The 15,275-nt window shown below is 74.5% G+C and carries 15 protein-coding genes; 5 read left to right on the top strand and 10 right to left on the bottom strand.

The window, feature by feature from the left end; translation table 11 throughout:
• Nucleotides 1–15 precede the first annotated feature (15 nt).
• Both ACZ6BB_RS31185 and ACZ6BB_RS31190 read left to right on the top strand, forming a co-directional pair.
• On the top strand, nucleotides 16–510 hold the full coding sequence (locus tag ACZ6BB_RS31185; protein WP_471618449.1) for an Lrp/AsnC family transcriptional regulator: 495 nt from the start codon (nucleotides 16–18) through the stop codon (nucleotides 508–510).
• A gap of 59 nt (nucleotides 511–569) precedes the next feature.
• The gene (locus ACZ6BB_RS31190) at nucleotides 570–2,261 is read left to right on the top strand and encodes a DUF885 domain-containing protein (protein WP_471618450.1); all 1,692 of its coding nucleotides are present in this window, start codon (nucleotides 570–572) and stop codon (nucleotides 2,259–2,261) included.
• A 139-nt stretch (nucleotides 2,262–2,400) separates the two neighbouring features.
• On the opposite strand, the gene ACZ6BB_RS31195 is transcribed toward ACZ6BB_RS31190, so the two are convergent.
• Nucleotides 2,401–2,928 carry an immunity 21 family protein gene (locus ACZ6BB_RS31195; RefSeq protein WP_471618451.1) on the bottom strand — a complete coding sequence of 176 codons (528 nt, stop codon included), beginning with the start codon at nucleotides 2,926–2,928 and terminating at the stop codon, nucleotides 2,401–2,403.
• A 65-nt stretch (nucleotides 2,929–2,993) separates the two neighbouring features.
• Entirely contained in the window at nucleotides 2,994–3,476 is a 483-nt protein-coding gene (locus ACZ6BB_RS31200) for a rhodanese-like domain-containing protein (protein ID WP_471618452.1), read from the bottom strand.
• A 136-nt stretch (nucleotides 3,477–3,612) separates the two neighbouring features.
• Between ACZ6BB_RS31200 and ACZ6BB_RS31205 the strand changes: the two genes are divergently transcribed.
• Nucleotides 3,613–4,068 carry an Lrp/AsnC family transcriptional regulator gene (locus ACZ6BB_RS31205; protein WP_471618453.1) on the top strand — a complete coding sequence of 152 codons (456 nt, stop codon included), beginning with the start codon at nucleotides 3,613–3,615 and terminating at the stop codon, nucleotides 4,066–4,068.
• Here the strand turns inward: ACZ6BB_RS31205 and ACZ6BB_RS31210 are convergent.
• From ACZ6BB_RS31210 to ACZ6BB_RS31230, 5 genes are all read right to left on the bottom strand, one after another.
• Entirely contained in the window at nucleotides 4,062–7,052 is a 2,991-nt protein-coding gene (locus ACZ6BB_RS31210; RefSeq protein WP_471618454.1) for an AAA family ATPase, read from the bottom strand. The genes ACZ6BB_RS31205 and ACZ6BB_RS31210 overlap by 7 nt on opposite strands.
• Before the next feature lie 349 nt (nucleotides 7,053–7,401).
• Nucleotides 7,402–8,565, bottom strand: a complete 1,164-nt coding sequence (locus ACZ6BB_RS31215) for an exonuclease SbcCD subunit D (protein WP_471618455.1) — start codon at nucleotides 8,563–8,565, stop codon at nucleotides 7,402–7,404.
• A gap of 128 nt (nucleotides 8,566–8,693) precedes the next feature.
• Complete coding sequence (locus ACZ6BB_RS31220; RefSeq protein WP_471618456.1) at nucleotides 8,694–9,320, bottom strand: YigZ family protein; 627 nt, start codon at nucleotides 9,318–9,320, stop codon at nucleotides 8,694–8,696.
• 74 nt (nucleotides 9,321–9,394) lie between these two features.
• On the bottom strand, nucleotides 9,395–9,940 hold the full coding sequence (locus tag ACZ6BB_RS31225) for a SixA phosphatase family protein (RefSeq protein WP_471618457.1): 546 nt from the start codon (nucleotides 9,938–9,940) through the stop codon (nucleotides 9,395–9,397).
• Nucleotides 9,937–10,638 (bottom strand): hypothetical protein, encoded by a 702-nt coding sequence (locus ACZ6BB_RS31230; protein WP_471618458.1) that lies wholly within the window; start codon nucleotides 10,636–10,638, stop codon nucleotides 9,937–9,939. Before ACZ6BB_RS31230 ends, ACZ6BB_RS31225 begins: the two co-directional genes overlap by 4 nt.
• Nucleotides 10,639–10,819: 181 nt before the next feature.
• On the opposite strand from ACZ6BB_RS31230, the gene ACZ6BB_RS31235 reads away from it, so the two are divergent.
• Nucleotides 10,820–11,236: a CoA-binding protein gene (locus ACZ6BB_RS31235; RefSeq protein ID WP_471618459.1), complete on the top strand. Its 417-nt coding sequence runs from the start codon at nucleotides 10,820–10,822 to the stop codon at nucleotides 11,234–11,236.
• A gap of 95 nt (nucleotides 11,237–11,331) precedes the next feature.
• On the opposite strand, the gene ACZ6BB_RS31240 is transcribed toward ACZ6BB_RS31235, so the two are convergent.
• Nucleotides 11,332–12,285 (bottom strand): universal stress protein, encoded by a 954-nt coding sequence (locus ACZ6BB_RS31240; protein WP_471618460.1) that lies wholly within the window; start codon nucleotides 12,283–12,285, stop codon nucleotides 11,332–11,334.
• Between the two features lie 78 nt (nucleotides 12,286–12,363).
• Between ACZ6BB_RS31240 and ACZ6BB_RS31245 the strand changes: the two genes are divergently transcribed.
• Nucleotides 12,364–12,732, top strand: a complete 369-nt coding sequence (locus ACZ6BB_RS31245; protein WP_471618461.1) for a VOC family protein — start codon at nucleotides 12,364–12,366, stop codon at nucleotides 12,730–12,732.
• 22 nt (nucleotides 12,733–12,754) lie between these two features.
• On the opposite strand, the gene ACZ6BB_RS31250 is transcribed toward ACZ6BB_RS31245, so the two are convergent.
• Nucleotides 12,755–14,311: a VWA domain-containing protein gene (locus ACZ6BB_RS31250; protein ID WP_471618462.1), complete on the bottom strand. Its 1,557-nt coding sequence runs from the start codon at nucleotides 14,309–14,311 to the stop codon at nucleotides 12,755–12,757.
• Nucleotides 14,308–15,243: an AAA family ATPase gene (locus ACZ6BB_RS31255; protein ID WP_471618463.1), complete on the bottom strand. Its 936-nt coding sequence runs from the start codon at nucleotides 15,241–15,243 to the stop codon at nucleotides 14,308–14,310. The genes ACZ6BB_RS31250 and ACZ6BB_RS31255 overlap by 4 nt, the downstream gene beginning before the upstream one ends.
• Nucleotides 15,244–15,275 lie beyond the last annotated feature (32 nt).

Here is a 15,275-nt window from a genome sequence, read left to right on the forward strand (position 1 = left end):
TGCTACGTTCGGGCAATGGCCGAATCTGTCGCACTCGATCCGGTGGACCTCCATCTTCTGCGGCTCCTGCAGAACGACGCCCGGACGACGTACCGGGATCTCGCCGCGCAGGTCGGGGTCGCGCCCTCGACCTGCCTGGACCGGGTGACGCGGCTGCGCCGCGCGGGCGTGATCCTCGGTCATCAGCTGCGACTGGATCCGGCCAAGCTGGGGCGTGGTCTGGAGGCACTGTTGTCGGTGCAGGTCAGACCGCATCGGCGGGAGCTGGTGGGCCCGTTCGTGGAGCGGATCAGGGCGCTGCCGGAGTCGCGGACCGTGTACCACCTCACCGGACCGGACGACTATCTGGTGCTTGTGGCGGTCGCGGACATGGCGGATCTGCAGCGGCTGGTGCTGGACGGGTTCACGTCACGGCCCGAGGTGGCGCGGGTGGAGACCCGGTTGATCTTCCAGCAGTGGGAGTGCGGACCCCTGCTGCCGCCGGACGGGGAACGAATCCGGCCGACGTAAGGCTCACCCACCCCCCAAGCGGCTGACGCCGCCCCCGTCGGCGTACCAAGATTGTCCGCATGTCTGACACCAAGAGCCCGCTGCCCCGTGCGGTCGCCGACGCGTACGTCGACGACCTCGTCCGCCTCGACCCCGTGACCGGTACGTACCTGGGCGTGAAGGAGAGTTCCAGCAGGCTGCCGGACACCTCGCCGGCCGGCCAGGAGGCTCGTGCGGAACTGATCCGGGCGACGCTGGCGCGACTGGACGAGGCGGAGCGCCGGCCGGGCGCGGACAGTGACGTGGAGCGCCGGTGTGCGCGCCTGCTGCGCGAGCGGCTGTCGGCGGAGCTGGCCGTGCACGAGGCCGACGAGGGTCTGCGCGCGGTCGGCAACATGGTCACGCCGCCCCACGAGGTGCGGGAGGTCTTCACCATCACCCCGGCGGAGACCGAGGAGGACTGGGCCGCGATCGCGGAGCGGCTGCGCGCGGTGCCGACGGCGTACGCCGGCTACCGCGAGTCCCTGGCGCTCGGCCTGGAGCGGAAGCTGTACGCGGGCCCGCGCCCGACCGCGACCTTCATCGGCCAGCTCACCGAGTGGGCGGACACGGACGGTTCGGGACGCGGCTGGTTCGAGGAGTTCGCCGCCGCGGGCCCCGACGCGCTGCGTGCCGAACTGGACGAGGCCGCCCGCGCCGCGACCCGGGCCGTGGTGGAGCTGCGTGACTGGATGCGCGACGTGTACGCCCCGGCCGTCGAGGACGCGCCGAACACGGTCGGCCGAGAGCGCTACGGCAGGCTGGTGCGCTACTTCACGGGTTCGGACCTGGATCTCGACGAGGCGTACGCGTACGGCTGGGCCGAGTTCCACCGACTGCTCGGCGAGATGCGGCAGGAGGCCGCGAAGGTCCTGCCGGGCGCCAGGACGCCGTGGGTGGCGCTCGCGCACCTGGACGAGCACGGCCGGCACATCGAGGGCGTCGACGAGGTCCGCGCCTGGCTGCAGTCCCTGATGGACGAGGCGATCGAGGCGCTGGACGGCACGCACTTCGACCTCGCCGAGCCGGTCCGCAAGGTCGAGTCGTGCATCGCCCCGCCCGGCGGCGCGGCGGCCCCCTACTACTCGGCGCCGACCGAGGACTTCTCCCGTCCGGGCCGCACCTGGCTGCCGACGATGGGCGCGACCCGCTTCCCGGTGTACGACCTGGTCTCGACCTGGTACCACGAGGGTGTCCCCGGCCATCACCTCCAGCTGGCGCAGTGGGTGTACGTCAAGGACGACCTGTCCCGCTACCAGGCGACGATCGGCGGGGTCAGCGCCAACGCCGAGGGCTGGGCGCTGTACGCGGAGCGGCTGATGGACGAGCTGGGCTTCCTCAAGGACGCGGAGGAGCGCCTCGGCTACCTGGACGCGCAGATGATGCGCGCGGCCCGGGTCATCGTCGACATCGGCATGCATCTGGAGCTGGAGATCCCGGCGGACTCCCCCTTCCACCCGGGCGAGCGCTGGACCGTCGAGCTGGCCCAGGAGTTCTTCGGCGCCCACAGCAGCCGCCCGGCGGACTTCGTGGAGAGCGAGCTGACCCGCTATCTGACGATGCCGGGGCAGGCCATCGGCTACAAGCTCGGCGAACGCGCCTGGCTCCTCGGCCGGGAGAACGCAAGGCGCCGCCACGGCGATGCCTTCGACGCCAAGGCCTGGCACATGGCCGCGCTGTCCCAGGGGTCCCTGGGTCTGGACGATCTGGTGGACGAGCTGTCCCGGCTGTGATCCGGGCCGGCCGGGCCCCGTCACCCGCGACCGGGCCCGGCCGCCGCCGTTCAGCCGTTCAGCGCTCTCAGCCGGTCAGCCGCTCAGCCGGTCAGCCGGTCAGCCGGTCAGCCGGTCAGCCGGTCAGCCGGTCAGCCGGTCAGCCGGTCAACGGTCTCAGCCGGACGAGACCGAGCCAGGTCCGCGGGCCCGTCGCGACCCGGGCCGCGCGCACCCCGTAGCGGCCGGGGGCCAGCTCCACCCGTACGTGGTCCCTCTCCCGGAAGGCGCCCCCCGGCCGGGCGGCGTCGAACAGGACGACCGGACCCGGCACCCGCCACCGCGCCTCCGGCTCCCAGGCGGCCGCGTCTAGCGCCGCCGGGACGTCCGCCAGGGATCCGGCCGCGGAGTCGGCGGCGTAGCGGCGTACGAAGGTGCCGTGCTCGGGCAGATACGTGGTGGCGGCGGGTTCGCGGCCCAGCACCAGGGCGCGGGTGTCGCCGACCGGCAGCAGGCCGACGTGTCCGTCGAGGTCACAGGCCCGGTCGTAGTCGGACGACGTCTCGTCGCCGTCGGCGCCCGCCCAGAACGGCAGCACCGCTTCCGGCACCGCTATGAGCGGTCCGCCGCCCGACTCCACCCACCGCACCGCACCGGGGACCACCGCCGTATCCGCGTATCGAGCCATGCCCAGAAGCTACACGGCGCCCACGCGGCCGAACTGACCACCCCGGAACGCTTGTTGACATCCTGTCAGCAGCCGCAGTCGGCGGTGTCCGCCGGCGCGGTCAGCGGGTCGGCCGCGCGCCGTGTCACGCCTTCCCAGGTCTCGTACGCGAAGCCCTCGCGCGCCCAGTACTCGAAGCCGCCGAGCATCTCCTTGACCTGGAAACCGAGTTCGGCGAGGGCGAGGGCGGCACGGGTGGCGCCGTTGCAGCCGGGGCCCCAGCAGTAGGTGACGACCGGCACGGACCTGTCGAGGAGCCGGTCGGCCTGTTCGGGGACGAGCGCGGTGGGCAGGTGGACCGCGCCCGGGATGTGGCCCTGGTCCCAGGACGCGGTGGAGCGGGAGTCGAGGACCACGAAGCCGGGGTCGCCGCCGGCGGCGAGGGCGGCGGCCACGTCCGACGCGTCGGCGTGGAAGACCAGACTGGCCCGGAAGTACGCGGCGGCGTCGGCGGGGGGCGCCGGGGCGACCCGCAGGACGGGGTTGACGGCGGACGTGCTGACACTCATGGGCCGGCCTTTCCTCGCGGAGCTGTTCGGCTCCGTCTCCCTGACCAGGAATCTACGGCCGGCCGGCCCCGGCATGAAGGGGCATTCCACGGCCCGGACCTTGATCGGCCGGGGATTCACCTGCTATCCCTCGCACATGACCACGCAATCCCCGTACGAGCCCGACGCCACCGACTGGCGCATCCTCGGCATCCTCCAGCGCGAGGGCCGGACCGGCTTCGCCGAGCTGGCCCGGGCCGTGTCGATGTCGGCGAGCGCGGTGACCGAGCGGGTGCGACGGCTGGAGGAGGCAGGCGTGATCCAGGGGTACGCGGCCGTCGTGGACCCGGAGCGGCTGGGGCTGCCGATCCTGGCCTTCGTCCGTCTGCGCTACCCGCACGGGAACTACAAGCCGTTCCACGACCTGGTGGCCGTCACGCCCGAGATCCTGGAGGCTCATCACGTCACGGGCGACGACTGCTTCGTGATCAAGGTCGCCGCCCGTTCCATGCGTCATCTGGAGGAGGTGTCGGGCAGGATCGGCGCGCTGGGGTCGGTCACGACGAGCGTGGTCTACTCCTCACCGCTCCCCCGCCGGCCCCTCGGTCACTGACCGCGCTGCCGCACGACGGACCCCGTGCGCCCCTTCACGACCTCCAGCTGGGCATGGACGCGCCGCCGCAGATCTGCGACGTGGCTCACGATGCCGACGCTGCGGTCGCGTTCGCGGAGCGCGTCGAGGACGTCGAGCACCTCGTCGAGGGTCTGGTCGTCGAGGCTGCCGAACCCCTCGTCGACGAAGAGGGTGTCGAGACGTACGCCCCCCGCCTCGTCGGTGACGACGTCGGCCAGCCCGAGGGCGAGCGCGAGGGAGGCGAAGAAGGTCTCGCCGCCGGAGAGCGTGGCGGTGTCCCGCTCCCGCCCGGTCCAGGCGTCGACGACGTGCAGACCGAGCCCGCTGCGGCCCCGCCCGGACCGGTCGTCGGAGTGGACGAGGGTGTAGCGGCCGGAGGACATGCGCTGGAGCCGTACGGTCGCGGCGGCGGCGACCTGCTCCAGGCGGGCGGCGAGGACGTACGCCTCCAGGCGCATCCTGCGCTCGTTGTCGGCCGAGGTGCCGGCGGCGAGGCCCGCCATCCGGGCGACGCGCTCGTACTCCTCGCGCAGCGGCGCCAGCCGGCGTACGGAGGCGGTCGCACGCGCGGAGAGCCGGTCCAGTTCGGCGCGGCGCCGCTGGGCGGCGTCCCACGCGGAGACGGTGTCCTGGAGCCGCCGGGCGGCGGCCACGGCGGCCCGCTCGGCGGTGGCGAGGTCGGCGGGCGGCTGCCGGGACGCGGCGGCCGTCTCCGCCTCGGCGAGGACGGCCCGTACGGCGGCCTCCTCCGACTGACGGGCGTCGAGGCGGTGTTGCAGGTCCCGGTGGGCGGCGTCGTCGAGGACGGCGGCGGCAGCGGCCGACGGCGTGTCGAACCCGGCGCGGAACGCCGCGTCGGCGAGACGAGCGTCGGCGTCCTTGAGGCGCTGCGCGGTGTCGTCGGCCGTCCGCACCGCCTCGGCGGCCTCGCCGAGGAGCCCGGCCAGCAGCTCCCACTGCGCGGCCCGCGCGGCCACGCTCTCGGCGTCGCCCCGGGCCTGCGTCAACTCCCCCTCCAGAGCCGCCCGTTCCCGCTCCAGCGCGTCCCGCCGGGTGTTGCGGGACGCGGCCCGCACGGCCGCCTCCCGCTGGGCGGCGAGCCGCCGGTCACGCTCGCGTTCGGCCTGCAGCAGGGCCTCCTGCGCGGGATGCAGCCCGGAGGCGCCTGCCCTCGCCCGCGCGTACTCCTCGGTCAACTCCTCGACCAGGGAGGCAAGCCGCTCCGTCGGCGCGTCACCGGCCTCGGCGCTCGCCGCCGCGTACGCCTGCCGGACGACGCCCAGCCGGCGCTCCGCCTCGGCCCGCTCCTCGTCGGCCCGCTGGACCGCGGCGAGCGCCCGTTCCTCCGTCTCCCGGTCCACGTGCCCGGCCACCTTCCGGGCGGGCTCGGGGTGTTCGGTGCCACCGCAGACGGCGCACGGCCGCCCCTCGACGAGTGCGGCGGCGAGTTCCGCCGCGATGCCGGACAGCCGCTGTTCCTTGAGGTCGAGCCAGTGGGCACGGGCCTCGACCGCCCGCTCGGCCAGCCGGAGCACACGCGCCTGCGCGTCCTCCGTGTCCCGCCCGAGCTGATCACGCTGCCGCGCGGCCGCGAGCCGCTGCTCGGCGGGTTCCCGCCGCACGGCGAGCTGTTCGGCGCGAGTGGCGGCCTCCTGGGCGGACTCGATGCGGCTCCGCAGCTCCGCGCGGGTCGTCTCCCATTCGGCGAGCCAGCTCTCGGCGTCCTGGAGGACCTCCTCGTCGGCCCGCTCCTCGCTGTCCGACTCCGCCCGCTCGGTGAGCAGTTCGGCGAGGCGCCGCTCCGCACGACGGGCCGACTCCAGCCCGCCCAGTTCCTCCGCCGCTCTGCGGGCGGCGGCGGCGAGTCCGGCGGCGCCCTCGTCGGCGTACGTCCCCGGCAACCGCGCCCGCACGCCCTCCTCGGCCGCTCGCGCCCACCGGTGCGCGGTCTCGGCCTCGTCCCGCAGCTCCAGCGCGGGCACCACGGCCTCCGCCTTGCGGGCCCGCTCCATACGCGTCCGGTCCTCGCGGTGGGCGCCGGCCCGCTCCTCCAGCCGCGCGGCCCGCTCCCGCGCCTGCGCGAACCGCTCCTGCAGCCGCGCCACTTCGCGTACGTCGTCCAGGTCCCGGTCGGCGGCGGCGCGCGCCGACTCGGCCGCAGCCCGCGCGCAGTGGGCGATCGTGAGCCGTTCACGGGCGGTGCTGCGGACGACGGCGGCCCAGCCCAGCACGGCGTCGGCGAGACCCGGGTCACCGGGTGCGAGGTCGGGCAGCTCCGGGGCGTCCCCCGCCGCCTGCTGCATCCGGTGGACGTCGGCGAGCAGGTCCGCGTCACCCTCCCGGACCCGCGCCTCGGTCGCCCGCCGCCGGTCGGCGAGCCGCTTCTCGACGGCGGCGAAATGGTGGGTGTCGAAGAGCCGGCCGAGCAGTCTGCCCCGCGCCTCGGCGTCGGCGCGCAGGAACCGTGCGAAGTCGCCCTGCGGCAACAGCACGACCTGGCAGAACTGCTCCCGGCTCATCCCCAGGACCTGGGTGATCTCCTCGCCGATCTCCTGGTGGGAGCGGCTGAGATCCTTCCAGGAGGCGGCCGCCGCGTCGTACTCGCGCAGCCGGCTCTGTGCCTTGTCGAGGGTGGTGCCCTGGCCGCGCTTCTTGGGCCGCTCCCAGGGCGGCTGCCGGGTGATCTCCAACCGGCGTCCTGCGACGGTCAGTTCGAGGCGGACCTCGGTGCGCGTCGCGGGTGCCGCGTGGTCACTGCGCAGGGTCGCGCCCTGGCCGTTCTGCCGGGCGCCCGGCACCGCGCCGTAGAGCGCGTAGCAGACGGCGTCCAGGACCGAGGTCTTGCCGGCGCCGGTCGGGCCGTGCAGCAGGAAGAGCCCGGCCGCCGAGAGGTCGTCGAAGTCGACGGACTGGGCGCCGCCGAAGGGACCGAAGGCGGTGATGTCGAGCCGGTGGAGCCTCATCGGCCACCACCTGCCGTGCCGGCCCGGCGGGGCGAACCGGGAGGCCGGTGCCCGGCGGCCACCGTGCGGCCGGACGTCGCCGGAGGACCTCCGGGCCGGCACGTCGGCCTCGCCGGACGGCCTCGGCCGCTCGTCGGAGGAGTCGTCCGACGGCACCCGCGGCTCGCCGCCGGACGACCGGCCCGGCAACGCGGACAGCCCGGAGAGCCCGGCCGGCCCGGAGAGATCAGCCGGCGGACCAGGCGGCTCGTCGGACAACCCGCCCGGCCACCCCTCACGCCACGCACCGGGCGCCCCACCCCGCCACGCACCCCGCTCCTCAGGCGGCTCACCCTGCGGCCCCCGCCGCTCATCGGACCGCCTCCCGGAGGGTCTCGTCGGCCCTGACCGCGTCGAACGCGTCCCTGAGCACGGCCCGTTCGTGGGCGTCGGGCCCCGTGCCGCGGACATGGGCGACGAAGTCCTCGGCGATCTGCTGGTCGTCGCGGCCGGCCAGACGCCGGGCGTAGGAGACGTCCGGGTCGCCGGGGGCGCGTTCGGGGTCGAAGGCGAGGCTGAGCGTGTGCGGGAAGCGGGCACACAGCCGGGCCATGGGCTCGGCGGGCCGGACCGGGTCGGTGAGCGTGGCCTCGACCCACGCCTCCTCGTGCCGGGCCAGCTCCGGTTCGGCGAGCAGATCCTCCAGCCGGCCCCGGATCCGGGCGAGCGGGCGGGGCACCGGGCAGTCGATCCGCTCGGCGTCGACCGAACCGTCGGGGCCGAGGTCCACCAGCCACATGCTCTTGCGGTGGTCCGCCTCGGAGAAGGAGTACGGCAGGGGAGAACCGGAGTAACGGACGCGGTCGGTGAGGGTCTGGCTGCCGTGCAGATGCCCCAGCGCCACGTAGTCGACGCCGTCGAAGACGCCGGCCGGCACCGAGGAGACCCCGCCGACGGAGATGTCCCGTTCGCTGTCGCTTGGCGCGCCGCCGGTGACGAAGGCATGGGCCAGCACGACGGAACGGGTGCCCGGCGGGCGGGTGGCGAGGTCGGCCCGGACCCGGTCCATGGCGGCGGCGAGCACCGCCTCATGGCTCGCCCTCGCCACCCCGAACTCGTCCTTCACCAGGGCGGGTTCGAGATAGGGCAGCCCGTAGAAGGCGACGTCGCCGTGGGTGTCGGGGAGCATCACGGGGGTCCCCGCGGCCGAGGCCGCCGTCCGCAGATGGATGCCCGCCCGGCCGATGAGCCCCGCGCCGACACCGAGCCGCCGCGCCGAGTCGTGGTTCCCGGAGATCATCACCGTCGGCACGCCCAGCTCGGCGAGGCGGTGGAGGGCCTCGTCGAACAGCTCCACCGCCGCCAGCGCGGGCACCGCCCGGTCGTACACGTCCCCCGCCACCACCACCGCGTCCACCTCGCGCTCGCGCGCGGTCGTGACCAGATGACCGATGAACTCGGCCTGCGCGCCGAGCATGTTCACCCGGTGGAACGCCCGACCGAGATGCCAGTCGGAAGTGTGCAGCAGCCTCATGATCCTCGAACCTAACAGGCGGGTCGGACATCACGGGCGCCTACCGGCGAACCGACCCTCGGACGCCGCCCCCTCCGCGTTCCCCGCACGCGCCCTCCGGCCGGACAGAGCGGCCGGGGCGTTCGCGGTCAGGCGTCCCCGTATGCCTCGCCCCCGAGTTCGAACCCGGCCGTGCCCGCGGTGGTGTCGGCGAGCCAGGCGCGGAAGGCGTCGACCTCGGCGTCGGGCAGGCCGATCTCGAGGGTGACGGCCTCCGCGTACCGCACGTCACGGACCTCGCGCCCGGTGGACCGCAGGTCGTTCTGCAGCTTGCCGGCCCGCTGGTGGTCGACGGTCACCGTGGCCAGCCGGAAGCGCCGGCGTGTGATGCCCCCGAGCGCGTCCAGGGCCTCGCCCACGGCACCGCCGTACGCCCTGATGAGTCCGCCCGCGCCCAGTTTGACCCCGCCGTAGTACCGGGTGACGACGGCGACGACGTACCGCATGTCCCGGCGCAGCAGCATCTGCAGCATGGGGACGCCGGCGGTGCCGCCGGGTTCCCCGTCGTCGCTCGCGCGCTGGACGGCCGCGTCGGCGCCGATGACGTACGCGTAGCAGTTGTGGGTGGCGTCGGTGTGCTCCCTGCGGACGGCCGCGACGAAGTCCTGGGCCTCCTGTTCGGTGGCCGCCGGGGCGAGCGCGCACAGGAACCGCGATCGGTTGACCTCGGTCTCGTGCACGCCGGCGCGGGCGACGGTGCGGTACTCGTCCTGCATCCGGCCAGCCTATGCGCAGGCCGGCGCACGCCCGCGCGGGGCGTCGGGGGGCCGGGTTTTTGGCCGGGCGCCCCTCAGGACCGCTTCGTGCCCCTGGCCACGAGCACGTCCGTCAGCAGTGCCGTGCCCGGGGCGAGTGCGGCCCAGGTTCCGCCGTGCCAGGAGAGGAAGGCGATCGCCGAGGTGGGGAACTTGGTCCGTACGTCGTCCAGCGCTCCGTCGAGGGCGTCGCCGGCCAGGTCCAGCACCAGCTCCTCCAGCCCCGGGTTGTGACCGACGAGCAGCAGCGTCCGCACATGGCCGGGGGTCTCACGCACCACGTCGAGCAGCTCGGGCGCGTCGGCCGCGTACACGCGCCCGTCGTACCGTACGGGCGGTGGCGTCCCCCACTGCGCGGAGGCCAGTTCCCAGGTCAGGCGCGCCCGTACGGCCGTGGAGCACACGGCGAGGTCGGGCAGGCAGTCCGCGTCGGCGAGGGCCTGCCCGGCGGCGGGGGCGTCGCGCCGGCCGCGTGGTGCCAGGGGGCGCTCGTGGTCGGGGACGCCCACGGGCCAGGCGGACTTGGCGTGGCGCAGGACGACGAGTCTGCGCAGCGGTCCCGCGCCGGCGCGGGGGGTCATGCCGTCGCCCCGATCTCCCGGGTGAGTTCCAGCCCGAGGAGGCGGTCCGCGTAGGCGTACGTCTCGAACCGGGCGCCGTCGGGGACGTCCCGTGCCCGTTCCACGTCCCGCAGCACGTCGAGCACCGCGCGTACGTCGAGGTCGTCGTCCCAGGCGTCCCGCAGTGCCTGCCGTAGGGGTTCGGGGACCGGTCTCGACGGCCGGGTCGCCCAGGCAGCCACCGACCCGCGCCAGTGGTCGAGCGTGTCCTCGGCCTCACGGACGGCGGTGGCGTCGAGGGTCACGGGGGTGCGGTGGGGGTGGCTGAGGAGAGCGAGCCGCAGCGCGGTGCCCGCGGCGGCCGCCTCGCCGGGCCCGGTCACGGGGCCGACCTCGATCCCGATCCCGGTGTCGGTGCCGGGGTCGACCGGCTCACCCGGGACGGTCACGTGCAGCACCTGCCGCCCGCCCCGCGTCGCCCCGGAGGTCTCGCTCTGCCGGATGCCGAGGTCGTCGGCCCGCTCCCGCAGGGCGGCAGGCGGGTCGGCGACGAGGAGGACGGGGCTCCCGCCCAGTTCGAGAGCGCGGGCGAGGACATCGGCGACCAGCAGGACGCGCAGCGCCGAGGGGGTGTCCCCCGGCGCGTGGGCATGGACCCGGGTGAGCGCCCTGCGGATCTCGGCGGGTTCACCGGTCCGGGCGTCAGTGATACGCAGCACGGGCTGAGCGTAGGCGCGGAAGCGGCCGGACGCAGTGCGGACGACGGCATTCCCGCGATCGAGCCGGACACCCGGGGCACCCGGACCCGGGAATTCGCCGCGCACCTCCCGCTGTTGCCGCAGGCAGCCCCCACATCAGGGCGCTCCCGCAGGGCACCCGGCCAGAACAGAAGGAGACGGCATGTACGGCGACCCCGGCACGATCCGCAAGGTCCTGACGGAACTCGGCGAGACCTGGGCCGTCGTGGGCCTGTCCGGCAACCGCGGCCGCGCGGCGTACGGCGTCGCGGAGGTCCTGCAGCGCTACGGCAAGCGAGTCGTCCCGGTGCACCCCCGGGCCGAGACGGTCCACGGCGAACAGGGCTACGCCTCGCTGTCCGACATTCCCTTCCCCGTGGACGTCGTCGACGTCTTCGTCAACAGCGATCTCGCGGGCCCCGTCGCCGACGAGGCCGCCCGCATCGGTGCCAAGGCGGTCTGGTTCCAGCTCGGCGTCGTCGACGAGGCGGCCTACCATCGCACCCGCGCGGCGGGCCTGGAAATGATCATGGACCGCTGCCCGGCGATAGAGATCCCCCGCCTGCCCGCCGACGTCTGAACCGACCGGTGAGTCCCGTCCCGGGGAGCGCGGCGCTCCTTTCCCGTGCGCCCCGGGGCTCGGGGCACTGCGCGACAAGCTCCCATCCCCCGCCCTCACTCGTGCGCGACCACCACCACAGGCACCCCCGCGTGATGAAGCAGGGCGTGCACCACCGGCCCGACGTGCGCCCCCACCGGCGAATGCCGCACCCGCCGCCCGACCACGACGAGAGACGCGTCCCGAGACGCCTCCAGCAGATGTTCCGCCGCCTTCCCCCGCCGTGACTCCTCCACCACCTCGACGCCCGGGAACTCCCGCCGCCAGGGCACCAGCACCTCATGCAGCGTGCCCGCCTCCACCTGCCCCACCTCCGCGTCGAGGTCGGCCTCCAGACCGGGCCTCTCGCGCAGTCCGGAGTGCGGGGGCGGACGCCAGTCGTGCAGTATCCGCAGCGGCGCCCCCCGCACCCCCGCCGCCTCGAACGCGAACCGGATCAGGGTGTGGTCGGGCTGCAAGGTGTCCAGCCCGAGCACGACGGGCCGGAACGGCGCCAGGGCGGACGGCGCCCCGGTGGCGCCCGGCGCGTGCTCGTCCGCGGCCCGTTCCTCCGCCCGCACGAGCACCACCGGCCGCTCGGTGTGCGCGACGACATGCAGCCCGACCGACCCGAGCAGAAATCCCGCGAGCCCGCTCAGCCCGCGGGAACCCAGCACCAGCAGGTCTCCTTCGTGCGCGACCCGCACCAGCTCCTCGCTCGCCCGTCCCGTCAGCTGCTCGACGCTCGGGTCGATCCCGGGGTGCCGCAGCCGTATCCCGTCGGCGGCCTCCCGCAGCACCCTCCCGACACCGGTCACCCCCGAGGCACCCGGCCCCGCCCGCCCGTCCTGCCCCTCCGCTCCCGTCGCCGCATCCAGCACCGGCTCCCGCCCCATCGGCTCGGGAACGGGCTCCCAGACGTTGACCAGCCGCAACGGCAGGGCGCGGAGCTGCGCCTCCCGGGCCGCCCACTCGGCGGCGGCCAGGCTCTCGCGCGAACCGTCGATACCCACGGTGACGGTGCGGAACATGGGGCGCACCTCCTGAGGTCGAGGTCTGTTTCCAGCATCGCCGCAGTACGGCGGATCCGCAGGGGCGAGAATCGGTCCATGCTGAGCATCGGTTCCGTGGTGATGGGCGCGTCCGACGTACGGCGGGCCACCGCGTTCTGGACACAGGCCCTCGGGTACGTCCCGCGTGAGGAGCCGGAGGACGACTGGGTCGTCCTGGTGCATCCGCGAGGCACCGGTGTCCAGCTCTCCATCGGCCTCAGCGAGACGCCGGTGCAGGAGCGCCCCCGGGTGCATCTGGACCTCTACGCGGGGAACGCGGCGGACCAGGCGGCGGAGGTCGAGCGGCTGCTGGGCCTCGGCGCGCACCGCGTCGCGTGGGACTCCTACCCGGCGGGCGCCGACTTCGTCGTCCTGGCCGACCCGGAGGGCAACCGCTTCTGCGTGATCGACACCGGCCGGGGGTGAGGCCGGGGCGGCCCTGCACGCCTCACACCGGCAGCAGCCGCGTCACCAGCTCCCCGAGACGCCGTGCGTTCCGGCAGGCGTGCATGTCGACGATCTCGGCGTAGACGAGGGCGGCGGAGTCGCCGGTGCCCCACTGTTCGGGCGACTCGGGGTTCAGCCAGTGGACGCGGCGGGCGCGGGCCGTGATGCGCCGCAGTGCGTCCGCGTGCGGGTCGAACCCGTTGGTGCGGGCGTCCCCGAGCACGATCACCGACGTACGCGGGCCGATCGCGTCGAGGTGGCGCTCGGCGAACTCCCCGAGCGCGGAACCGTAGTCGCTGCTGCCGTGCCAGCCGGAGACCGCGGCCTCCTCGGCGATCCGGCGGCCGAGTCCGGCGGGATCGGCCTCGCCGTTGGTGACGAGGCGGGTGACCTCGTCGACGCGGTTGACGAACGCGTACACCCGCACCTTGCTGAACTGGTCCCGCATCGCCTGGACCAGCAGCATCGTGAAGTTCGCGAACCCTGCGACCGATCCGGACACATCGCACAGCAGCACGATCTCCGGACGCGCGGGCCGATGCCGCCGATAGGCGGGGCGCAGCGGCACACCCCCGGTGGACAGCGAGCGCCGGAGCGTGCGCCGGATGTCGATCTGGCCGCGCGCGGCCCGGCGCCGCCGGGCGGCCAGCCGGGTCGCGAGCTTGCGGGCCAACGGCTGGACGGTACGGCGTAGTTCGACGAGCTGCTCACGGCTCGCGACGAGGAAGTCGACCTGGTCGGCGCCGCGGGCGATGCCCCGCTGGGCGATCGTCTCCGCACCCCGCCGCTCGGCGACCCGCCGCCTCGCCTCCGTACCCACCCGTTTCCGGAAGTCCTCGATACGGCGCCGGATCTCGTCGGCGTCCAGCCGGTCGGTGAACCCGCCGGCACCGAGACCCGAGCCGGCACCTGATCCGGCACCCGAGCGGGCACCGGAACCCGAAGCGGACTGCGCACCCGCGCCCATGCCCGCACCCAGTCCGAATCCGCCGCCGAATCCCATGCGGAACCCGCCACCGCCCCCCGCACCGGGAAAACCGGCACCCTCCCCACCGTCCGCGCGCGAACCCGCCAGAATCCGTGCGAGCAGGGTCTGCGGACGGAGGCGGTCCAGGGTCTGGTGGGCCGACCAGCCGTCCGCGCCCGGCGAACCGTAACGGCCGAGCAACTCCACGGCTTCGGCCGCCAGTCGGGTGAGTGCCGCCGTGTCGTTCGCGGCCAGCGCCTCGGCGAGCCGGTCGCGCAGCTCGTCCCGGTCCCCGGCGGCCGCACCGCGCGCCGCGGCCAACTCCCCCACCCCCAGCGGGAAGTACAGCTCGAAGGCCGCGTCGAACACGGCGCGCTGGCCGTCGGCACGCAGCAGCGCCGCCGCGAGCCCTTCGCGGATCCGCTCCCGGTCGGCGAGGCCCAGCACCTCCAGGACGGCCGCCGCGTCCACGGTCTCGCCCGGCCCGATCCGTATCCCGTGGCCGCGCAACGCCCGTACGAACGCGGTCAGCCGGTCGGCCAGCGCGGAGCCGGGTTTCGTGCCGCTCGCGTCACGGGCCCCGGCGCTCATACCAGCGTCAGCTTCCGCGTGGCCTTCTCGATGTCGTCCTGGTGCTTGAGGATCACTCCCAGGCTGTCCCGGACGACCTTCTCGTCCAGGGTGTCCGCGCCGAGGGCCAGCAGGGTGCGGGCCCAGTCGATGGTCTCGGCCACGGAGGGGGCCTTGCGCAGCTCCATCTCCCGCAGCGCGCCGACCACCCGGACCAGGGAGTCGGCGAGCGTGACGTCCAGCCCGGGGACCCTGAGCGTCACGATCCGCCGCTCCAACTCGGCTTCGGGGAAGTCGAGATGGAGGAAGAGGCAGCGGCGGCGCAGGGCCTCGGAGAGCTCCCGGGTGGCGTTGGAGGTGAGGACCGTGAAGGGGCGCCGGGTGGCGGTGATCGTGCCCAGCTCCGGGACGGTGACCTGGAAGTCGCTGAGCACCTCCAGCAGCAGCCCCTCGACCTCGACGTCCGCCTTGTCGGTCTCGTCGATGAGCAGGACCGTCGGCTCCTCGCCCCGGATCGCGGTCAGCAGGGGGCGGGTGAGCAGGAACTCGTCGCTGAAGATGTCGGTGCGGGTGTCGTCCCACGCCTCGTCGCGTCCGGCGGTGATGCGCAGCAGCTGCTTGGCGTGGTTCCACTCGTACAGGGCGCGGGACTCGTCGATGCCCTCGTAGCACTGGAGCCGGACCAGACGGGCGGCACCAACGCGGGCGACGGCCTTGGCCAGCTCGGTCTTGCCGACGCCCGCCGGGCCTTCCACCAGCAGGGGCTTGCCGAGCCGGTCGGCCAGGAAGACGGTGGTGGCGACGGCCGTCGAGGCCAGGTATCCCGCTTCGGCGAGCCGTGCGGCGACATCGTCCACGGAGGCGAAGAATCCGGTGCCGGGGCCGTCCGGGCGGCTCGTCGCGTCGCCCCCGGCCGCGCCGTTCCCGGCGTACTCGGCGATCTCGTCGGTCATGTGGCCCGTCCCCTCACCCGGCGTACGAGGCC

The organism is Streptomyces sp. NPDC041108, from assembly GCF_055592645.1.